Genomic DNA, 21,230 nt, shown 5'->3' with positions numbered 1-21,230 from the left:
ATAATTGCCCCTGGTTCCAGGCGCCAAGGCAAGACAACTCTATATTTTTGTTGAAAATAACCAGAGATGGCTATATATTTTCTTCTTTTTTACTCTCTCCGCTGAAAGAAACCCCAATGTCCCTGAAAAACCTCCTTTTACTTCTGATAACGGCCTTATTCCTCGCCGGTTGCACCACCATGGCGCCAAAGGAGAATCTGCCCTTTCCCCTGACCAACCAGGAATTTGCCGATCCGGTAAAGGTTGTTTCCATTCCTCTGCCGATCATTGCTTCCAGTCCCAATGAAGGAATTACCTTCGGAGCTCTGACCGCTTTTCTGCTCCACAACAAAAAAGAAGAGGTCAGCACCCTCGTCGCCCCCCAGGTCAACTACAACAAAAACTTCGGCACCACGGCGACTCTCTTTGCCACCTTTTATCCAGTGGAAGACCGCTATTGGGAGGTGGCCCTCTCCAAGTCAACCAAGGTCAATGAAGATTTTGAATTCAAGCTGCGTGACAGTACCCTGCTCGACAAGAAGCTGGAGCTGAATGCTTTTCTCTTCTCCCTGACCGACGGCTCGGCCCGTTTTTTCGGCTTTCAGCAAACCAGCCAGAAAGCAAATGAAACAAATTATGCCGATCAAGAAACCGGCTTCAATCTTTCCGCCGGTTATCAAATTTTCAGGCATGTCCAATTGGTTGTCGGCGAGCGCTTCAAGAAGGTGGATATAAAGCATGGGGCCATCACAAAGGTACCCTTTATCCGTGAAAAGTTCGATCCGGCCGAGGTGCCGGGTATGGACGGCTTCACTGCCCATGCCCAGAAATTGGGAATTGTCTATTCCACGCTGGATTCACCCACTCTGCCCACTTGGGGAGGATATGCCAGGGTCGCAGTGGAAGCCAGCGTGAAAAGGCTCGGCAGCAGTGCCGACTACCGCCATTACGAGGCGGAGATGAAAGCCTATTACCCCCTGATGAATGCGAAGTTCATCAGCGTCGGCCGGCTGGCCTACAATCAGACTCTGGGGCATGACGTGCCTTTTTTGGAAAGAAGTATTCTAGGTGGGGAAACGACATTGAGAGGTTACGGCCGCAACCGTTTTATCGACAGCAGTTATTTTCTCCTCAATCTGGAGGAGCGGATCAGGCTGTTCCGTTGGGAAATTTTCGATGTCAATGCGGATTGGGAGATTGCCCCGTTCATAGATCTCGGAGCAGTCATGGAAAGACTGGACAAGGCCAGCACCAGGAGCTTCGAGTTCAACCCCGGCATCGGCTTCCGGGCGGTGGTCCGCCCCAACATCGTCGGCAGGGTGGATTTGGGGATCGGCAAGGAAGGACCGGCGGTTTTCGTCGGGCTGGGGTACCCTTTTTAAGTTCGACGTTCGGAGTTTGAGGTTCGAGGTTGCAAAACATCCTCCCTTTTGAACATCGAACATCGAACATCGAACGTTGAACCTTGGCAAGTGCCCCTTCGCACCAGCTCACTATCGATAGTATTCAATACCTCGAATTTCTGCAGTGACCAGAGCGGCGCGAGGAGATGGTCTCTGTTGCCGTCGCCGGTCAGGCGCTGAACGCTGATGGCGGGATCCAGCAGTTCGAGAAAATCGCAGACCAGTCCCACGTATTCGTCCCGATCGAGAATCCTTACCCTTCCCTGCTGATATTCATCGGCCAGGGCCGTATCCCGCATCACATGGAGAAGATGCAGCTTCACCCCATCCACGCCCAGATCGTTGAGGACCTGGGCGCCAGCCAGCATCTCTTCCCGTGTCTCTCCTGGCAGCCCGAGGATGATGTGGGCGCAGACCTTGATCTGCCTCGCCTTGCACTCCTTTATCCCCCTGACGAACGAAGCGAAGTCGTGGCCCCGACGAATCAGGCTCAGCGTGCGGTCCAGGTGGGACTGTAGACCCAGCTCAAGCCAGAAATAAGTCTTTCGTGCGTAAGATGCCAGGACATCAAGTGTTTCTGCAGGCAGGCAATCGGGACGGGTGCCGACAATGAGTCCGACCACATCTTCCACTGCCAATGCTTGGTCGTAGAGGGCCTGCAGGCGACCAGGTGTGGCAAAGGTATTGGAATAGGGCTGAAAATAGGCGAGAAACTTCTTTGCCTTGTATTTCCTGGTCATCACTTCTTTGCCGTGCTCCAGCTGCTCTGCAATGGATGCGCCGCGGATGATGCCGAAGGAACCGGAGCCTGAACCACCGCAATAAATGCAACCGGTGTTGCCAACGGTGCCGTCACGGTTCGGGCAGCTGAAGCCGGCATCCACGGAAATACGATGGACACGGCAGCCGAAAACCCTCTTCAGTTCCTCGGAAAAGATATTGTAGCGTTTTTTTCCGTTAAGCATCAGGGGCTAAGCCTCATTTGGTAACCTTGAACTCCTTCCTGGTCTGATCCCAGCTGTATCCACTTCCACTCCAGATGGCTTCGATCCCGCTCCAGTCCAGCGCCAGACTTTTCATCTCCTCGGTAATATAATAGGCGGGCATGATTTCGCTGTCGTCTATCCGGCTGTCGCCATTGCTGTCAGCCCAGTGGAGAGGGGCAATGGTGACCCTGTCGTTGCCTTTTATGGCTTCAGCACGATTGATACTGCCGGTATGGACGAAAATGGTTCCATGCAGCTCGGCGCGAGTATCGAGTGCCGCATCCTGGGGCAGTTGCACCACGTAGGAAATCCTCACCGCACCGCTACCGCCGGGAATAAGCCACTTTATCTCTTCCGAAGGAGCTTTGCCCGATGCAGCTGGAGGCATTGCATTGACGAGACGCCAACCGGGTGGAAGCTTCTCCTTGATGATCAGGCCCCGGCTGGTATTGTCCATCCTGTTCACCGTTATCTGGACCGGCATCAGCTCTCCAGGGGCAGAGTATTTCGGTATCCATCTCACAGCGGCCACAGGAGAAGACATATTGGAAAGGATAAAAAAAGCGGCAATTATAATAAGGGCGATGATCAATATCGCCAGCAGAAGACCGCGCCGGTTTTTTTTCTTTGGTTGAGGCAGTTCGTTTTCGACGACCTCTTCCGACGGACAGGCAGTTTCATGACGAAGTATCTCATCAAGGTTCACTTCCAGCGCCATGGCCAGTTTCTCGGCATTTTCCCTCTTGATGGTCGGATAGCGGTTGTTTTCCCAACGGGAGATGGTATCGGTGGTGACGCCTACCACGCTTGCCACATAGAGCTGGGTAAGCTTTTTCGTCTCGCGGACCGTTTTTATGGTTACACCTTCGATGGCGACACTGCCCGAAGTTGCTTTTTCATTTTTATCTGATAAATTTTCCATATGAATTTATTTTAACAACTCCCCCTCGTTGAAACCGGCTTTTTCCCTTTATTTTGATCGTTTGGCACCCGACATCGGGTGGAATTACTATAGATGTCCATACCTACACTACCACGCGTATGGTATTTTTTAAACACCATAGTGCAGAAACATCAACCAAAAAGAGGAGAGTAAAAAATGAAAAAACTGATCGCAGCAGCAGCATTGGTAATGTTTGCAGCAGGTGCCTCCATGGCAGCGGACACCATTACCCTCGAGGCAAAGAACGGCAATGTCACCTTCAATCACAAGAAACACCAGGAAACCCTTAAGGAATGCAAAGTCTGCCATGGGGATAAGACCGGTAAGATTGAGAATTTCAACAAGGATGCCGCACACAAACTGTGCAAGGGCTGCCACGAAGAGAAAAAAGCCGGTCCGACCAAATGTGGCGAGTGTCACAAAAAGTAATTAGTTTCAGCTAGTTAGACATAGCTTCACCAAAAGAGGGGTCGGCGTATTGCCGCCCCTTTTTTCGTTGCAGCACCCAATTAAAGCATGTATCTTCTGTGAAGATGAAACGTTACTTCTCCGAAAACGCGCTGCTGCAGATGCGTGAAGCAATATCAGACGCAGGCGGCAACGAGGTTTTTTTCCTCGGCCGCACCGACGAAGCCAAAGTAGTGATCGATGCCGAACCGCTGGCACGGGGCAATGTCGATGCGGTAGCCGCTATCATGATCGTCACCTCCTTCGGGGATGTGGTCATCCACAACCACCCATCAGGCATTCTCACCCCTTCCCAGGCAGATATCGAGATTGCCTCCCTCATGGGTAATCAGGGAGTCGGCTTCTACATCGTCGACAATGCCGTGGAGCGCTGTTATCAGGCTGTTTCCCCCTTTGCCCGCACGGTGCTGGAGCGCCTTTCCTATCCGGAACTGGAACGGTGGTATGCACCGGGTGGAGTGCTTGCCGAACACCTGAAGGGCTACGAACACCGCGCCGAACAAACGCGCATGGCCTTTGCCGTAGCCGAAGCCTTCAACGAGGAGCGCATCGCCGTTATCGAGGCCGGTACCGGCATAGGCAAATCCCTCGCCTACCTCCTCCCCGCCGCCCTCTGGGGTCTGCGCAACAAGGAGAGGGTCGTCATCTCCACCAACACCATCAACCTCCAGGAACAGCTGATCAAGAAAGATATTCCTTTTCTCCAGAAGCACGGTGAGATTGAGTTCCGGGCCGTGCTGGTCAAGGGGCGCAACAATTACCTCTGCCTGCGCAAGCTGGAGAGTGTCAAGGCCGAGCCGACCCTATTCAAAGATGATGCAGCCAATGAGCTCCAGACCATCATCGACTGGAGCGGCAAGACCGGTGAAGGCTGCCGCAGCGATCTCTCATTCATTCCCCGTGATGAGACATGGGACGAGATCTCATGTGAGGCTGATCAGTGCGGCAGGGTCAAGTGCCCCCATTATGCCCGCTGCTTTTTCTATAAGGCCCGGCGGGAGGCAGCCGGCGCCGACCTGCTGGTGGTCAACCATGCCCTGCTCATGGCAGACGTTGCCGTGCGGCAGGAAACCGGCTATGGCTCCACCGCCATCCTTCCACCCTTCGAACGCATCATCTTCGATGAGGGGCACCATCTGGAAGACGTGGCCACCAGCTTTCTCTCCGCCCAAGTCTCGCGCAACGGCCTCTTAAGGATCCTGGGTAAGCTACAGCACCCGCGCAAGACGCAGAGGGGATTGCTGCCGCTCCTTTCCACCCAGCTTTCCCGTGAAGTGCCGGAAGCCATGGATGATATATATATGGAAGTTGCAGCCATCCTGGAAGGAAGGCTTATTCCCCGACGGCTTACCCTCACCGACACCATGAACCGCGCCATGGATGCCATCGGCATTGCCCTGAACTCGCACCTGCGCAAGGATGCCGGCAGTAAGGAAGAGATCAAGTTACGTCTTACCCTTACCATTTACTCAACGCCCCTGTGGGTCGAGGTGGAAGATCGGGTCAACGAACTGTGCCGGGAGATTGGCGAGTATGTTATTGCCCTGAAGAACTTTCTCAAGGCATGTGAAAAACTCCCCGACAAGGTGCTGGAAAAACTGGCGGGCAGCCTGGTTGACCTGAAGGGAGTAAGAGGGAGGCTGGAAACGGCCCAGGTAAACCTGCGTTTCTTTGTGGCGCGGGAAGAAGGATTCTGCCGCTGGTTCGAATCTAAAAAGACGACCAAGGGGCTGGTGGTCAAGCTCTGCTCTTCCCCTCTGGAGGTGGCGGAATCCCTGAAAAAAGTTGTTTTCGATAAGTTCAAGACGGTTATCGTCACCTCTGCCACCCTGGCGGTGGGGGAGCGCTTCGATTACCTGAAAAAGCGAACCGGCCTCAGCATGGTACCCGGCCCAAGGGTAAGCGAGCTACTCCTTGCATCCCCTTTCGATTATCAAAAGCAGACTTTTGTCGGCATACCCACCGATATTCCCGAGCCGGTGGCATCTGGATTCGAGCCGGTACTGAACAAGTACCTGCTGCAGGCACTGGGTATTTCCCAAGGGAGAGCCTTTGTTCTTTTCACCTCCTACAGCCTGCTCAGCCGTATTTACAGCCGGCTGGCAGAGCCTCTGAAAAAGGCGGGACTTACCCCCATGCGCCAGGGTGAGATCAACCGGCATCTGCTCCTCTCCCAGTTCAAAAAGGGGCACAATCCTGTGCTGTTTGGCACCGACTCATTTTGGGAAGGGGTGGATGTCAAGGGGAAGGCGCTGGAACAGGTGATAATCACCCGCCTGCCATTCAGGGTGCCGACAGAACCGATTCTGGAAGCACGGGCCGAGCACATAGCCTCCCTGGGTGGAGACCCATTCATGGAGTACACGGTGCCCCAGGCAGTGATCAAATTCAAGCAGGGCTTCGGCAGGCTGATCAGGAGCAAGGAAGACCGTGGCGCGGTGCTAATCCTGGACAGCCGTGTTCTGTCCAAAAATTACGGCAAGTCCTTTCTTCGCTCCCTTCCCGATGTAAGAATGGTCAAGGGAAAAGGGGAAGAAGTCTTTGCCGCAATGTCGGAATTTTTCAGGGGTTAGCCTTCATCTGCCGCTTGGCGACATAGTTGTAGCACTGGAAATAGCAGAGCGTCATGAGGATGAAGACGAAGAGGATGGAGAACTGCGCGCCTGGAAGCTGCGGCGCCCTGAGGATGAATACCAGGAAAAATACGAAGATCCCTGCCTTGACGATGTCGCCGGTCACTCTTTTCCGCCGCAGCCCCAGTACCTCCTGGGAAGAAAGGGACGTACTGCAGGAAGAAACTTCGCGAGTTGCCTCATAGGCAGCAAATTTGTAGACCGGGTAGAAAAGAACAACCTGCGCCACCACGGCCCTGATAAGACTGTTGATGAATATCTGCTGCGGCACATGTGCCTGCAGCCAGAAAGCAATTCCAGCCAAAAGCACCAGGAGAAATCCCTGCACCACATAATAGATGGTGATCAGACGTTTCAATCGTGTGTAATCAAATCCATTTGCCATAGTATCTCCGCAGTCATCAAGCCTTTTCAGTTGTAGCCCACGCAAGAACCATAACAAATAAAATAGTGTTTTACAAGTAAAAGTAGTTTCCCCATAACTTCTGTAGCCCCAGCGAACAAAAAAGGCCCCCAAAATGGAGGCCCCTTTCTTAACGGTACTGCCCGATTTACTTCTTGTGGCACTCACCACACTTGGTCGGACCAGCTTTCTTGGTCTCATGGCAACCCTTGCACAGCTTGTGGGCAGCATCCTTGCCCAATGTCAACTTGGCTGGAGTCCCCTCACCATGGCAGGATTTGCAATCACCGGAAGCGCTATGCTTTTTGTGATCGAAGGTTACGTTACCATTTTTTGCTTTCATGACAACGGTGTCGGCTGCAAAAGCAGCCGATGCAGAAAAAGCAACCATCAATACAACAGCTAATACTTTCTTCATACTTTGATCCTCCAACGAAATTAAAATAGACAAACAAGGCTCTTATACCCTTCCGATTAATTCATGTCAATAAATTTGTACCCATTTGTTAATTGGATAATGCCCTGGCAACGGTTATGATAAATATCTCCGCTGCACCCGCCTTTTTTAGCGTTTTCGCACATTCTTCGACAGTACTGCCGGTAGTGAAAACATCATCAATCAATATGATCCGTCGGTCGGCAACCCGTTCAGGTTCGGCAACGGCAAAGGCACCCTTGACGTTCTGCTGACGCTCGTCCGCGGCAAGATTGATCTGCGGCTCAGTCCAGCGTGTCCGTTGCAGGGCATTGCGCGAGAGCGGGATCCGCCACTCCTTGGACAGCACGGCTGCCAGAAGTATCGCCTGATTATAGCTGCGCCAGCGCAGCCTCTTTTTGTGCAATGGAACAGGTATGACAATATCTGCTGCCGTTTGGCCTGCAAAGTCGGCAAGGTGGCGAGCCGTCATTAACGCCAGCGGCCGGGAAAGGTGTGTCTTATGTGCATATTTGAAGCGGTGGATGAGCTCCTGGATGGGTCCGTCGAAAACAAAGGCGGCGCGCGCCGCCACATAGGCTGGACGACGGACAGAACAGGCGCCGCAACGGTGGTCAATGCCGTCTTCGGTGGCAAAAGGAACGCCGCATATGGGGCAAAGCGGTGAGGCGACGGGATGTAGCTGTTCGAGGCAACTTGTGCAGAGATGCACATCCCCGGCATTCGGGATGTATACCCTGCACAGGTGGCAAAGGGGTGGGAAGATGATGTCCAGCAGAGACCTGAACAACAATGCCTAAAGACCCAGGTCCTCGTTGACCACCAGCACCCTCATGTCGGTAAGGCGCGGCTTTCTGTCGATGACTGTGGTAATGCGGCAGATGCGGTCCGGGGAATTGCAATCGGAGCAGAAGCCGGTCTTCGAGCAGGGAGTATTATAATTGAGGCGCCTGGCATTGGGGGGACTGGCCCAGTCCTTGACCCTCTTGACGGCGGCATCGATGTCGCCATCAACCAGCTTGTTGCGCCCGGCAACGACGATCACTTTTTTCGGTCCGAAGAACATGGAACCGACCCGATTGCCCGAGGCATCGATATTGACGAGAATGCCGGAAAGGGTCAGGGCATTGGTCCCGGTAAGGAACAGATCGCAGGTGAGCTGACGTCTCATGGTGGCCATCTTTTCTTCCAGGGACAGACCGGGCTGGCCATGGTTCAATATCTCCTTCCCCTGGGCCCTGAGTTGATCGGCAACCTCCAGTTCCGCCACGGACATGGAGCCGCCGAAGCCTATATTTGCTGCATCGGCCGCTTCTTTCACGATATAGTCATGGACATCCTTTCCGCTTTGGCAGTAGATCGCCGTGAAACCATTCTTTTCCAGGGCGGCCACGGCCTTTTTGCACTTCTGCTCAAATGTCCAGTCCATCAATTCCTTGCTTTGACTCATATGCGACCACCTTTCAACTTTCACTATTTTCCCAGTTTGGTCCAGTAATCATATTCATAGCGCCAGAAATCCTTCATCAAATCCACCAACCCGCGCATGTAGGCACTGAGGGCAAGCTTGGCCCCTGCCTGATCGGGATACTCCCTTTTTTCCAGTGTGGCGCGATACAGTTCCTCCCCCAGTGCCGTTGCCTTGGCAAACAACCGGTCCTGATCGGGAAAAAGGCGCTCACCGGCAATGGATGAACCGACGCTGCCGACGGACCATGCCCCGAGCATGCCAACCACCCGCTGCATGTAGTCGATCACCTGCTCATCGCCTCCTCCGCCGGATGTCTCCACCACCACGCCATACTTGCCGTCCATGGCCTGGCAATGAATGATGCCGCAACAGCGGTCGAACAACGCCTTCAATTGGGCGGAAACGCTCATTATGTAGTTGGGGCTGGCAAGGATGAAACCATCGCAGGCCAGAAGCTTCTTCTTCAGCTCCTCGAAATCGTCGGGGATGGGACAGCTGCCCGTCTTGTGGCAGACATCGCAACCCACGCAGGGATTTACCTTTATTTTCGAAAGGTAAACCATCTCCACGGTGCCGCCGGCGCTCTGTACCCCTTCCACCACCTTATCCAGAAGTAGACCCGTATTGCCGCGCTGAGCGTGGGGGCTGCCGTTAATGGCAATGAAATTCATACTACCTCCTTAAGACGCATCCACAGATTACACGGATTTCGCCGATTTTATTTTCAACCTAAAACCCCTTATTTATAATTTTTCCTGATCAGTGTTAGTCTTCCGCTGAACCCTTCTCCCTTAAGGAGAAGGTGGCCGGAGGCCGGATGAGGGGGCAACGGAGTTCCATTCTACAACATCCCATCCCGCCCTTGCCCTCTCCCTCAGGGAGAGGTAACTATTTACAGCAGGAGATCAGCGCTAACCAGCTGACTTTTTACGCGTTCGTAATAAGGCTTTTGCCGGTCATTTCCTTCGGTTTCTCCACCCCCAGGATCTCCAGCATGGTCGGTGCAATGTCGGCCAGGATCGCCGGTTGCAGCTTCACCGATTTCCGCGTATCGTCAACCAGAATAAAAGGGACCACATCGCAGGTATGGGCCGTATGGGGACCGCCGGCCTCATCTGTCATGATTTCGGCATTGCCGTGATCGGCAGTAATGAGGACCCGGCCGCCAAGGCTTCGCACTTTGTCCACCAGCGTGCCAACACATTCGTCAACCGCTTCGATGGCTTTGATGGCGGCGCTCATGATGCCGGTATGCCCCACCATGTCGGCATTGGCGAAGTTGAGAATTATGACATCGTATATATCCTGATCAAGCCGCCGCAGGAGCTCTTCGGTAACGTGATAGACGCTCATTTCCGGCTTCTGGTCATAAGTAGCCACCTCTTTCGGCGAGGGAATCAGCGCCCGGTCTTCGCCGGGAAAGGGAACCTCGCTGCCGCCGTTAAAGAAAAAGGTAACGTGGGCATATTTCTCCGTCTCGGCAATGCGCAGCTGACGGAGCCCCGCCCGGCCCAGCACCTCGCCGAGGATATTTTTCAGTTCCTCCGGGCCGAAGGCTACCGGCAGGCCGAAGGTCTCATCATAGGTGGTCATGCAGACATAGGAGGCGAGATTTGCCCAGCAGGGGCGCTGGAAACCGGCAAAAGCGATGTCGGTCAGGCTGCGGGTAATCTCCCGGGCACGGTCCGAACGGTAATTGAAGAAGATAAACCCGTCGCCATCGTTGATTTTGCCAATGGCAGCCCCCCCCGCAGTAATAACGGAAGGAAGGACAAATTCGTCGGTGACGCCGTTTTCATAACTCTTGTCGATGGCTGCTGCAGCCGAGGAGAATTCCTCACCATCGCCGCAGACAATGGCCCGGTAGGCCTTTTCCACCCGTTCCCACCGGTTATCCCGATCCATGGCATAAAAGCGGCCGATAACCGTGGCGATACGGCCGCAACCGATCCTTGCGATTTCCTCCTCCAGCTGAGCCAGGTAGTCTGCCCCGCTCTGGGGAGGTGTATCCCGGCCGTCCAGCAGACAATGGATGAAGACCTCATCCAATCCCTGCTGCTTTGCCAGCCTGAGCAGGGCATAAAGATGGGTGTTCTGGGAATGGACTCCACCATCGGAAAGAAGTCCGGCCAGATGCAACCTGCCGCCGGCAGCCTTGGTTTTGGCTATGCAGTCCAGAAGCACCGGATTGGTGAAGAAATCTCCATCTTCTATGGACTTGGAGATGCGGGTCAGGTCCTGATAAACGATGCGCCCGGCGCCGATATTGAGATGCCCCACCTCCGAATTGCCCATCTGCCCCTCGGGAAGGCCAACCGACATGCCCGATGTTCCCATTTCGGTACAGGGATATTCGGCGCAGAGCCGATCCATGTTGGGGGTTCGCGCCTGGGCAATGGCGTTATTCTCCCGCTGTGGATTGATCCCCCATCCATCCAGAATCATCAGCATGAGCGGCTGTTTCGGCATTGGCATCTCCTTGGAAACAGAATTGAAAAACAAAATGACATCCACCGATGACACAGCGTACGCAGATGCAATAAATCCCCATAATTGGTGTCATCTGCGGATTTGGTTTTAATGGTGATAGGGCTCGCCGTTGATAATGGTAAAGCCCCGATAGAGTTGCTCCAGCAGAAAAATACGCACCATTTGGTGGGTAAAGGTCATACGGGACAAAGAGATGGTTTTGAATGCCTTTGCCCGCAGGCTGTCACTGAAGCCGTAGGCGCCGCCGATGACGAAGACCAGTTCCTGGGTGCCGCCGTCCCGGTTGGTGGCCAGGAAGCGGGCCAGTTCCGGGGAGCTCATCTGCTCACCCCGTTCATCAAGGAGCACCAGCCGGGCATTTTTCGGCAACAGCTTCAAAAGCCGCTCCCCCTCCCGCTCTCGCATTGCCTCGACAGCTGCCCCCTTCTCATCCCTGGCTTCGGCGAGATCAATGGACATATATCTGCCAATGCGGCCGGCATATTCGTCAATGCCGCGCCTCACCCATTCCTCCTGGGTTTTACCGACCCAGAGGACCTTGAGCCTCATTTTTCCTTATCTTCCCACAGGTATTGTTCCGGTATCTCCACCAGCGGACAGTTGTTCCACATCTCATCCAGGTTGTAATGGCGGCGAACCTCTTCCTGGAAGACGTGCACAATCACATCGCCGTAATCGATGATGACCCAGCGCCCCTCCTGCATCCCTTCAATATCCAGCGCCTTGCCGAATTTCTTCAACCCCTGCCGGACCGAATCGGCAATGGCCTGGGTCTGTTTGTCCGAGCGGCCGTTTGCCAGGACCAGGTAATCGGCAATGCTGGAGTGCCTGCTTATCTCATAAATTCTAACATCCAGGGCTTTTTTGTCCAAAGCCAGGGCAGCGCACTGGATGGCGCGTTCCCTTGAATTGAGCACGTTTTTATCGACCATCGTTATAAATCCTCTGTTCCTTTATGTATTGCTCCACGGTCGCGGGCAGCAGATACCTGATTGACCGCCCCTGCCGTGTCAGGGTGCGGATCTCGCTGGAGGAAATATCCAGCAGAGTTCCGGCAATGGAGTAGACCGAATGGCCGGAGCTGTGCGTCAGGCGTTTTTCCGCCGCATGGTAGCAGAACCGATCAGCTATGGCAACGGGCAGGGCCTTGTCAAGCGGGTCGGCAACCGCACCGGGACGGGATACGACGACGATGTTGCACAGGTTGAAGATAGCCGCGTACTCCTTCCAGGAGCCAATATCGAGAAAGGAGTCGCTGCCGATAATGAAGAAAAATTCGTCGGCAGGGTATGCCAGATGCAGTTCCTGCAAAGTGTGAATGGAGTAAGAAGTTCCCCCCCTCTTCCCTTCGATATCCGAAATAGTAAAGAAGGGGTTGTCGGCAATGGCCAGCCGCACCATTTCATAGCGTACCTCAAAGGATAACTCGCCCGCCAGGAGCTTGTGGGGTGGAGAGGCGGCCGGCACAAACATCACCCGCTCCAGGTCGAGCCTGTCCCGCACCTCTTCAGCAATGCGCAGATGTGCATTATGTATGGGGTTAAAGGTACCCCCAAGAATACCGATCCTCATAACCCTCCAGCACCTATCAGCCAGTTACCAGTTACCAGTTACCAGTTACCAGTTACCAGTTACCATTCACCATTCACCATTCACCATTCACCATTCACCATTCACCCTCAATCACCAATCACCAATCACCAATCACTGCCTTATCTGTCCTTCGCCGTAAACGATGAACTTGGTCGTCGTAAGGTCTTCCAACCCCATGGGGCCGAAAGAATGGAGCTTGGTGGTGGAGATGCCGATCTCGGCGCCGAGACCAAGCTGATTGCCGTCGGAGAACCGGGTGGAGGCATTGACCAGCACCACGCTTGAGTTAACCTCCCGCAGAAACCGCTGGGAATTGGCATAATCGCTGGTAATGATAGCTTCCGTATGCAGCGAACCGTACTTATTGATGTGGGCGATTGCTTCATCCAGATCATCCACTACCCTGGCCGCCAGGATCAGTTCCAGGTACTCGGCATACCAGTCCTCTTCGGTGGCTGCTTTCACTCCAGGGGCAAACTGGCGAAACGCTTCGTCGCCGCGCAGTTCCACCTTCAAGGTGGAGAGTGCTTCATGGATGCGGGGCACGAAGGTCTCGGCAACATCCTTGTGGATGAGCAGGGTCTCCAGGGCGTTGCACACTCCCGGTCGCTGGGTTTTTGAGTTGATGATGATCTTCTCCGCCATGCCGAAATCGGCCGTGGCATCGACGAAGATATGGCAGACCCCCTTATAATGCTTGATGACCGGGATCTTGGAGTGCTCGACGACGAACCTGATCAGGCTCTCCCCTCCCCGGGGAATGATGACATCGATGAACTCCTCCTGCTTGAGCATCTCCGTCACCCCTGCCCGCTCCGGGAAAGGAATCAGCGACAGGGCCGCAACCGGGATACCCAGCTTCCGCATCTGGTCCTGGAGCAGGCCGGCGATGGCCAGGTTTGAATGGATCGCCTCAGATCCGCCGCGGAGAACGACGGCATTGCCCGCCTTAAGACAGAGGGCGGCAGCATCGGAGGTCACATTGGGGCGCGACTCGTAGATAATGCCGATGACCCCCAAAGGAATGCGCATCTTGCCGACGGTGATCTCGTTGGGACGCTTCCACATGTGTGTCACCTCTCCCACCGGGTCGGGGAGAGCAGCGACTTCTCGCAGACCATCTGCCATGGCCTTGATGCGTGACTCATCCAACATGAGCCGATCCAGCATGGCGGCCGAAAGACCTTTTTGCTGTCCCGCTTCCAGGTCCCTGGCATTTTCCGCCGTAATAAGCGGTGCGTTGTTCTCTAAAGCCTCTGCCATCCTGAGCAGAAGCTCGTTTTTGGCAGCGGAAGACAGCCGGGCCATGGCCAAAGAGGCAGCCCGCGCATCAGCAGCTATTTTTCGTATTTTTTCGGCAACGGTCATAAGGGCTCCAATTTAAAAATACTGGTTCTACGGAAGCGTCGATTTTTCGTCAGATCAAGGAAGGCAAGCGGTTGCGCGGAGGCGTACCGGAGGGTACGCCGCACAAGGAACCGTGCAGCCTGACGCAGATATCGGCGCTTCCTTACAGTACAACCAAGTTGTCGCGGTGTATCACATCATCCCCATACCTATATCCCAGTATCTGCTCGATATCGCCGCTCTTATGTCCGGCTATCAGCTCCATTTCGCGGCTGGAATAGTCGGTAATGCCACGGGCGAATTCTGTGCCGTCCGGGGTGCAGATCCTGACGCAGGCGCCACGGTCGAATTTCCCCTCGACCTGGACCACTCCCGACGGCAGCAAGCTTCTGCCATGCTGGGAAAGGACCCTGAAGGCGCCGTTGTCGACAACGACCCGGCCCGCCGGCCTCTGGGTATAGGCTATCCAATGTTTGCGCCGATTAAGGCTAACCCCTGCCGGCAGAAACAGCGTCCCCACCTCTGTACCGGCCAGCACCAGTTCAAGATTACCGCTTTTCTTACCATTGACCATAATGGTGGGAATGCCCGATTTCCCCACCTTCTTGGCAGCGGCTATTTTTGTCGCCATGCCGCCGGTGCCTACGGATGAGCCGCTTCCGCCAGCAGCACGCTCCGTCTCCTTGGTAATGGACCGGACCAGGTGAATCAGCCTGGCCTCCGGATTGGTGCGGGGGTCTGCGGTATAAAAACCATCTATATCGGTGAGGATCACCAGAAGCTGGGCCTCGACAAGGTTGGTCACCAGGGCCGACAGGTTATCGTTGTCGCCGAATTTTATTTCCTCCACCACCACCGTATCGTTCTCGTTGATGATGGGAATGATGCCGCATTCGAGCAGGGTATCGATGGTAGCCCGGGCATTTAGAAATCGGGGTCTGCTGGCCAAGTCGTCACGGGTCAGAAGCAGTTGGGCCACCTTGATCCCATGGCAGGCAAATTCCTCTTCGTAGGCTCGCATCAGTTTCGACTGGCCGATTGCCGCCGCCGCCTGTTTCTGGGGGATGGTCCGCGGCCGGTCAGACAATCCAAGCTCCAGCCTTCCGGCCGCAACAGCGCCCGATGAAACAAGAACGACCTCGACACCCTGCTGCCGAAAATGGGCCATTTCGGCCGCCAGTCCCTTGATGCGGTCACCGTCAAGACCATTGTCCACAGAAGTGATGACACCACTGCCGATCTTTATGACAACGCGCTTTACCTTTTTCAGAATCTCTTTTCGCAATTGAATTACCCAGAATCTTTGCAACCTAAAGATATCTTTAATAGCATGTTTACCAGGCTATGGCAAACAGTCATGAGCGAATCCGGCCAGTTTCACGTTGACAAACCGCCGGTGGGATTTTAGACTGGTCGCCTGCCGGACAAGGAGCACCATTTGCTGAACAAGGAAAAATGGAAGAAAAAAATCAAGGCCATCCTTTCACTGGATAGTCATCCGGGCCATATCTCGGCAGGCTTTGCCGTCGGTGTCTTCATCAGCTTCACCCCCTTTTTCGGCCTACATACGCCGATGGCTATTGCCGCTGCCTTCATTTTCCGCCTCAACAAACTCACCTGCATCACCGGCGCCTGGGTCAACACCCCCATCACCGTCATCCCCATCCTGGGCATCAGCTATAAGCTTGGCAGGATGCTCCGCGGCCTTCCTCCTGAGAAGTTTCAAATCGAAGGACTGCAGTGGCAGCACCTGGAAAAACATGGTACCTCTCTCCTGCTCGGCACCTCGATCCTCGGATTCATTGCCGCCGTGGCGGCCTATTTCATCTGCTATTATCTTGTCGTACGCTTCAGGCAGAAAGATGAGACTCTGGCAGAATTAACCAAAGAGATGGAAGAAACCGGCGAGGACATGGAATAAAAAAGGACCGGGGTCACTCTCCCCAGCCCTCGATCCGCTTTATCAAACTCCTTCTACCCTTCTCATTTCCCCAGAAACGGCGACAGCACCATGTAGGTTACAAATGCAACCGCTGCCGAAGCGGGAATTGTCAGAACCCAGGCAACCAGTATTCTTGAAGCAATCCCCCAGTTGACTGCCGACATCCTCTTCGAGAGCCCCACGCCAAGGATCGATGAAGTTATGACATGGGTGGTGCTGGTGGGCATGCCCAGTGCCGAAGCACCGAGAATAACCCCGGCCGAAGCGGTTTCAACACAGAAACCGTGCACCGGCTGCAACTTGACGAAATCCCGCCCGACCGTCTTGATTATCCGCCAGCCGCCAGCCGCCGTACCCATGGCCATGGCCACAGCACAGGCAACTTTCACCCACATGGGAACAGCAAAGGTGGCAATGGTTCCATAGCTCAACAGGGCCATGGTAATGACCCCCATGGATTTCTGTGCATCGGCAGTGCCGTGAGAAAAGGCCATGAAGGCTGCCGAAACGATCTGCAGCCTGCGAAACGAACGATTCAGCCCGTACGGGGCCTTGTTCCTGAAAGCCCACATCATTATGACCATGAAAAGAAAACCGATGATTGTACCGAGAACCGGTGAAACGAGCAGGGCAAGGATGATTTTTTTAAGACCGGCCCAGTGAAGTGCGGCAGCACCCGCGTGGGCGATTACCGAGCCCATTATTCCGCCGATGATGGCATGGGAAGAGGAGGAAGGCAGGCCGTAATACCAGGTGATCAGGTCCCAGATGATGGCACCTGTGACTCCGGCGACGACTACCATCTGGGTTACATTGTTGGCATCGACAATGCCTTTGCCGATGGTGGCTGCCACCTTGGTGGAGATCATGGCCCCGGCGAAATTCAGACCGGCTGCCATGATGATGGCACTGCGCACTGACAGGGCACGGGTGGAGACACAGGTGGCGATGGCATTAGCGGTATCGTGAAAGCCGTTGATGTAATCGAACAACAGCGCCACGGCTATGACCAGAAAAAGCATTACCAGCGTTGCATCAGGCATTTTTTACCACCACGCTTTCGAGAATATTGGCGGCATCTTCGCATTTATCGGTAGCTCTCTCCAAGGTTTCATAAATCTCTTTCCACTTGATGAGCTGGATGGGATCTTTCTCCTCGTCGAAGAGGCGGCTGATGGCTTCGCGACAGACCCGATCCGCCTCGTTTTCAAGCGCATTCACTTCGACGCAATACTCGCTGATCGGTTCCAGCTTACCACCAAGCAGGGCCACGGTCTTATCGATAGTCTGGCAGGACTTGAGAATAAGAAAGGCAAGCTCCTTGGCTTCCGGGGTAGGTTTCTCCACGTTGTACATGACCACCCGCTGGGCCGAAGCGTCGATAAGGTCGAGGATATCGTCAAGGGCTGAGGAAAGGGCATAGATGTCTTCCCGGTCGAAGGGGGTGACAAAGCTTTTGTTCAATTTCCTGATAATGTCGTGGGTCAGGGAGTCACCCTTATGCTCCACGTCCTTTATGCGCCGCTGGCTTGTGGCAGGATCACTGAAACTGTCCAGCATATCCTTCAACAATTCAGCGCCCTCAATGATATTGCTGGTCATTTCTTTGAACATGATGAAAAATTTTTCGTCTTTAGGAATCAGCCCAAACATTCCGTTACCTCCGAGCGGCCCAGAACATCCTGAACCTGATATTTGTAAAACCCGTAGTAAATAACATAAATTTCCAGCAGTGCCCACTTAAATGTTACAAATTTGTTACAGGAATTGTATACGAATTTTTCATTCCCGTTCCACCGTAATTTCGGCTTTTCTTCTCCCTACAGGGCCATTTCTCCCTTGCTTTTGGCCGCCGCATCACTTATCGTTTCAAAAATTAAGAGGAGAACGCAACAAATGGATTTGTTTCAAGCTACAATTCTCGGTATCGTCCAGGGACTCACGGAAGTCCTGCCAATCAGCAGTTCAGCCCACCTGATCCTTATTCCCACCTTTCTTAAATGGCCCGAATCTGGAATTACCTTCGACGTAGCTCTCCACCTGGGGACATTCATCGCCCTCTGCCTCTATTTCTGGCGGGATCTAATTGAACTCGCCAGCGATTTTTTCACCGGAATGGCCGACTGGAAGCATCAACCCACATCGAGACGGCTTCCATTCTATATCATCGCCGGCACCTTTCCGGCAGCCATTGTCGGCAAATTGTTCGAGACCACCATCGAGGAACTTTTCAGGAAAAGTCCGTCGTTGATCGCCTTGTTTCTTATTGTTTTTGCCTTGTTACTCGCCTTTGCCGACACCAGCGGCAGTAAAAAATGGAAGATCGAGGCCATCACTCTCAAATCGGCGATCATCATCGGCCTGGCCCAATGCCTGGCGCTTATCCCGGGTGTGTCCAGGTCAGGCATTACCATTACTGCTGCTCTCCTGCTCGGCTTCAACAGGGAAGCCGCGGCCCGTTTTTCTTTCCTGCTATCGCTGCCCATTGTGGCTGGTGCAGCCCTGTTCGAGCTCAGTGGTCTGCTCAAGACCGGCATCCCACCCTCCGACGTGGCGCCACTTCTCATCGGCATCGCCACTTCTGCCGTTTTCGGTTACATAAGTGTCGCTTTTCTCCTGAAAATGGTGCAGCGCAGCTCTCTTTATCCCTTTGTCTGGTACAGGATTGCTATTGGCTGCCTGGCGCTGGTTTTCATCAATTTTGGCTGAGAGGTATCATGGCAGGGGGAATCAAGCAGTGGCCCGAGGATGAGCGGCCCAGGGAAAAACTTTTGAAACGGGGAGCTGCTGCTCTGTCAGATGCAGAACTGCTGGCGCTGATCATCGGCACCGGTGATTCCTCCAGCGGCCAGAGCGCCCTTGACATGGGAAGACAGATGCTTGTCGAGTTCGATGATCTGCGTAATCTGGCCCATGCAACAGCCAATGAAATCTGCAGCATAAAGGGGGTCGGCCCTGCCAAGGCAGCTTGCGTCAAGGCCGCACTGGAATTAGGCAATCGTTTCGGCGCCCGCCGGTTCGAAACCCTGGAGCGATTCACCTCCCCCACCCAGGTCTTCGAGCATTTTCATCCGGAATTCCGCAACCAGCGCAAGGAGTACTTTCTTGCCCTGCTTCTCGACGGCAAAAATCGCATTCTGAAAAGGGTCCAAATCTCCGAAGGCTCCCTCAACCAAAATTGAGTATACCTTTTAACCCCATCCTGTTATATTTTTCCTGAGTCATTTCAAGCACAAGGCGAATGGCAATGGGAAAGCCCCTCTGTATTTCTTACATCAGATTTTCCAATGTTTCTCAATCGGATGGCAGCAGCGTTGAGCGGCAACTGGAACTATCCCAAAAGTATGCCGAAGAACACGGTCTAATCCTCGACGACAAGCTTTCTTATCGTGACCTCGGTAGGTCAGCATATTCGGGCGATCATGTAAGGCGTGGTCACTTCGGTGAATTCTTAGAATTGGTTCGACAGGGCAGTATACCGACTGGTTCTGTTCTTTTGGTCGAATCCCTTGATCGCCTAAGCAGAGAGAACGTGTTAGATGCTTTCGCGCAGTTCCAGGTCATCGTAGGCGAAGACATCAAAATTGTCACGCTATGTGATGGGATGGAATATACCAGAGAGAACCTGAATAGCGATTTCGGAAAACTCATCATTTCACTGACTATTATGGCGCGTGCCTACGAGGAGAGTTGTCGGAAATCAGAGCGTATAAGAGCTGCCAACAGGTTCAAACGCCAGAATCTGGATAAAGTAAAGTACACGGCGAATTGTCCGACATGGTTAAGATTGATAAAGTCTGAGAACAGGTTTGAAGTGATTCATGATCGCGCCGCCATCGTAAATCGAATATTCTCAATGTCCTATGAAGGCATGGGAATCAAGACCATCGCTAGGATATTGAACCATGAGAAAATCCAACCACCCAGGTCATCTTTAGGCTGGTGCCAGTCTTCGATTCGAAAAATTTTATCCAGCCGCTCGGTCATTGGCGAATATCAGCCACATATCTACAATCGCGCCACCAAAAAGCATGTCCCTGAAGGAAGCCCCGTTCCCGGTTACTTCCCGCGCATTGTCGAAGATGAGGTCTATTTTGCAGTGCAGGCAAGATTGTGTAATGGAACCCATATAAGTGGTCGGACTGCTAAAATCCAAAATCTGTTCGGTGGCATAACCAAATGCGGGTACTGTGGAGCCCGGATGGATATAGTCTCGCACAAGAACCGAAATGAAATTTCAAGGCTGCTAGTATGTGACCAAGCGCGACGCGGGGTCAAATGCAGCTACATCTCCTTTAAGTGCAATGAGTTGGAGAGTGCCTTTCTATCGTACTGTAAGGAAATCGACTTTATTTCAGTTTTGAAAATCGAGGGGACTCGGGATCAACAGAGACTCACGGAGCTTACACAGCAGGTTGCGGCAAAAAATGGCGAGCTGCTGGACATTAACAGACAAATTGAGCTGCTCGGAAATGAATTACCGCAAATAACCGATACATTAGAATTGGGATTTTTCAGGACAAGGTTGAGCAAACTGCTACAGGCTAAAGCCGCAATAGAGGACGCAATTGCCGTTCGTGAGAAAGAAATAAACGAGCTTAACGCCTCAATGCACGACGCCGATAACAAAGCCGGAAATATTGCCGAACTCATGGACTATTTTGATGCGGCACCAAGCGACGAAGACCGCGTTTTGGTTCGGACTCGGTTAAGAAACGAAATTAGACAGATTGTGAAACAGGTATTGGTTTATCCGCGCGGACGGGTCGCTAGTGATGAGCAGATTATCAAGGTAGCACTGCAACTCAATGATGAGATCACGGATTCGGACCAAGCCACTGCTGAAATGCTCTGCCACGAGAGAGACTTAGTTCTCGCTCAAATGCGGAAGTCTCAGGAAAATACCAAAGATGACAGGTATTTCGAAGTTCGTTTCAAAAACGGTAACATGCGACGTTTCGAGTATTCAAAAGAAGATGGAACTTACAAGGTCACTTTCGACAGGACAGGGACTAGGATTGACTGGTTGATGGGTGGCAAGCCGATGAAGCCGCTCATAGTTGACGAAGATGATCAACTACCAACCGAAGAAGCCATGCAAGGTTGACCAATGCCGATAAATACTCGGGATGTTAT

The 21,230-nt window shown here is 53.4% G+C and carries 21 protein-coding genes and 1 pseudogene; 7 read left to right on the top strand and 15 right to left on the bottom strand.

Annotated features, from left to right (window positions below; translation table 11 throughout):
- Positions 1-116 precede the first annotated feature (116 nt).
- A complete protein-coding gene (locus GEOB_RS03080; RefSeq protein ID WP_012645716.1) occupies positions 117-1,361 on the top strand; it encodes a BamA/TamA family outer membrane protein in 1,245 nt (414 codons plus the stop codon).
- Here GEOB_RS03080 and GEOB_RS03075 read toward each other — a convergent pair.
- Together GEOB_RS03075 and GEOB_RS03070 are read right to left on the bottom strand one after the other, a co-directional pair.
- On the bottom strand, positions 1,358-2,347 hold the full coding sequence (locus tag GEOB_RS03075) for a TIGR01212 family radical SAM protein (RefSeq protein ID WP_012645715.1): 990 nt from the start codon (positions 2,345-2,347) through the stop codon (positions 1,358-1,360). The two genes, GEOB_RS03080 and GEOB_RS03075, sit on opposite strands and share 4 nt — an antisense overlap.
- Positions 2,348-2,360: 13 nt before the next feature.
- The gene (locus GEOB_RS03070; protein WP_012645714.1) at positions 2,361-3,290 is read right to left on the bottom strand and encodes a helix-turn-helix transcriptional regulator; all 930 of its coding nucleotides are present in this window, start codon (positions 3,288-3,290) and stop codon (positions 2,361-2,363) included.
- A 177-nt stretch (positions 3,291-3,467) separates the two neighbouring features.
- Here GEOB_RS03070 and GEOB_RS03065 point away from each other — a divergent pair, with 177 nt between their 5' ends.
- On the top strand, positions 3,468-3,740 hold the full coding sequence (locus tag GEOB_RS03065; RefSeq protein ID WP_012645713.1) for a cytochrome c7: 273 nt from the start codon (positions 3,468-3,470) through the stop codon (positions 3,738-3,740).
- 104 nt (positions 3,741-3,844) lie between these two features.
- On the top strand, positions 3,845-6,352 hold the full coding sequence (locus GEOB_RS03060; protein ID WP_012645712.1) for a helicase C-terminal domain-containing protein: 2,508 nt from the start codon (positions 3,845-3,847) through the stop codon (positions 6,350-6,352).
- Here the strand turns inward: GEOB_RS03060 and GEOB_RS03055 are convergent.
- From GEOB_RS03055 to proB, 11 genes are all read right to left on the bottom strand, one after another.
- Positions 6,342-6,797 (bottom strand): hypothetical protein, encoded by a 456-nt coding sequence (locus GEOB_RS03055; RefSeq protein ID WP_012645711.1) that lies wholly within the window; start codon positions 6,795-6,797, stop codon positions 6,342-6,344. The genes GEOB_RS03060 and GEOB_RS03055 overlap by 11 nt on opposite strands.
- Before the next feature lie 166 nt (positions 6,798-6,963).
- Complete coding sequence (locus tag GEOB_RS03050) at positions 6,964-7,233, bottom strand: cytochrome c3 family protein (RefSeq protein ID WP_012645710.1); 270 nt, start codon at positions 7,231-7,233, stop codon at positions 6,964-6,966.
- Positions 7,234-7,321: 88 nt separating this feature from the next.
- Complete coding sequence (locus GEOB_RS03045; RefSeq protein ID WP_041267047.1) at positions 7,322-8,044, bottom strand: ComF family protein; 723 nt, start codon at positions 8,042-8,044, stop codon at positions 7,322-7,324.
- Positions 8,045-8,047: 3 nt separating this feature from the next.
- The gene (locus tag GEOB_RS03040) at positions 8,048-8,701 is read right to left on the bottom strand and encodes a lactate utilization protein (RefSeq protein WP_012645708.1); all 654 of its coding nucleotides are present in this window, start codon (positions 8,699-8,701) and stop codon (positions 8,048-8,050) included.
- Positions 8,702-8,724: 23 nt separating this feature from the next.
- Positions 8,725-9,393, bottom strand: a complete 669-nt coding sequence (locus GEOB_RS03035; protein WP_012645707.1) for a flavodoxin family protein — start codon at positions 9,391-9,393, stop codon at positions 8,725-8,727.
- Positions 9,394-9,649: 256 nt separating this feature from the next.
- Positions 9,650-11,191: a 2,3-bisphosphoglycerate-independent phosphoglycerate mutase gene (gene gpmI / locus GEOB_RS03030; RefSeq protein WP_012645706.1), complete on the bottom strand. Its 1,542-nt coding sequence runs from the start codon at positions 11,189-11,191 to the stop codon at positions 9,650-9,652.
- Positions 11,192-11,299: 108 nt separating this feature from the next.
- Positions 11,300-11,761, bottom strand: coding sequence for a 23S rRNA (pseudouridine(1915)-N(3))-methyltransferase RlmH (locus GEOB_RS03025; protein WP_012645705.1), 462 nt, complete (start codon positions 11,759-11,761; stop codon positions 11,300-11,302).
- The gene (gene rsfS, locus GEOB_RS03020) at positions 11,758-12,144 is read right to left on the bottom strand and encodes a ribosome silencing factor (RefSeq protein WP_012645704.1); all 387 of its coding nucleotides are present in this window, start codon (positions 12,142-12,144) and stop codon (positions 11,758-11,760) included. The genes GEOB_RS03025 and rsfS overlap by 4 nt, the downstream gene beginning before the upstream one ends.
- Positions 12,134-12,784, bottom strand: a complete 651-nt coding sequence (gene nadD, locus GEOB_RS03015) for a nicotinate-nucleotide adenylyltransferase (protein ID WP_012645703.1) — start codon at positions 12,782-12,784, stop codon at positions 12,134-12,136. The genes rsfS and nadD overlap by 11 nt, the downstream gene beginning before the upstream one ends.
- A gap of 132 nt (positions 12,785-12,916) precedes the next feature.
- Positions 12,917-14,173, bottom strand: a complete 1,257-nt coding sequence (locus GEOB_RS03010; protein WP_012645702.1) for a glutamate-5-semialdehyde dehydrogenase — start codon at positions 14,171-14,173, stop codon at positions 12,917-12,919.
- Positions 14,174-14,315: 142 nt separating this feature from the next.
- Positions 14,316-15,437: a glutamate 5-kinase gene (gene proB, locus GEOB_RS03005; RefSeq protein ID WP_012645701.1), complete on the bottom strand. Its 1,122-nt coding sequence runs from the start codon at positions 15,435-15,437 to the stop codon at positions 14,316-14,318.
- Positions 15,438-15,590: 153 nt separating this feature from the next.
- Between proB and GEOB_RS03000 the strand changes: the two genes are divergently transcribed.
- The gene (locus GEOB_RS03000) at positions 15,591-16,073 is read left to right on the top strand and encodes a DUF2062 domain-containing protein (RefSeq protein WP_012645700.1); all 483 of its coding nucleotides are present in this window, start codon (positions 15,591-15,593) and stop codon (positions 16,071-16,073) included.
- A gap of 62 nt (positions 16,074-16,135) precedes the next feature.
- Here GEOB_RS03000 and GEOB_RS02995 read toward each other — a convergent pair whose 3' ends face one another.
- Positions 16,136-17,137 (bottom strand): inorganic phosphate transporter, encoded by a 1,002-nt coding sequence (locus GEOB_RS02995; RefSeq protein WP_012645699.1) that lies wholly within the window; start codon positions 17,135-17,137, stop codon positions 16,136-16,138.
- On the bottom strand, positions 17,130-17,747 hold the full coding sequence (locus tag GEOB_RS02990; RefSeq protein ID WP_012645698.1) for a DUF47 domain-containing protein: 618 nt from the start codon (positions 17,745-17,747) through the stop codon (positions 17,130-17,132). The genes GEOB_RS02995 and GEOB_RS02990 overlap by 8 nt, the downstream gene beginning before the upstream one ends.
- A 243-nt stretch (positions 17,748-17,990) precedes the next feature.
- On the opposite strand from GEOB_RS02990, the gene GEOB_RS02985 reads away from it, so the two are divergent.
- The 3 genes and pseudogenes from GEOB_RS02985 to GEOB_RS02975 all read left to right on the top strand — a co-directional run bounded on the left by GEOB_RS02985 (position 17,991) and on the right by GEOB_RS02975 (position 21,201).
- Complete coding sequence (locus GEOB_RS02985; RefSeq protein ID WP_012645697.1) at positions 17,991-18,803, top strand: undecaprenyl-diphosphate phosphatase; 813 nt, start codon at positions 17,991-17,993, stop codon at positions 18,801-18,803.
- A gap of 8 nt (positions 18,804-18,811) precedes the next feature.
- Positions 18,812-19,273: pseudogene (locus GEOB_RS02980) on the top strand (UPF0758 domain-containing protein); the annotation flags it as partial.
- Between the two features lie 68 nt (positions 19,274-19,341).
- On the top strand, positions 19,342-21,201 hold the full coding sequence (locus GEOB_RS02975; protein ID WP_012645696.1) for a recombinase family protein: 1,860 nt from the start codon (positions 19,342-19,344) through the stop codon (positions 21,199-21,201).
- The last annotated feature ends 29 nt before the right edge of the window (positions 21,202-21,230 follow it).

This window comes from Geotalea daltonii FRC-32, from assembly GCF_000022265.1.
Taxonomy (GTDB): domain Bacteria; phylum Desulfobacterota; class Desulfuromonadia; order Geobacterales; family Geobacteraceae; genus Geotalea; species Geotalea daltonii.
This window is presented reverse-complemented; position numbering and strand designations above follow the sequence as displayed.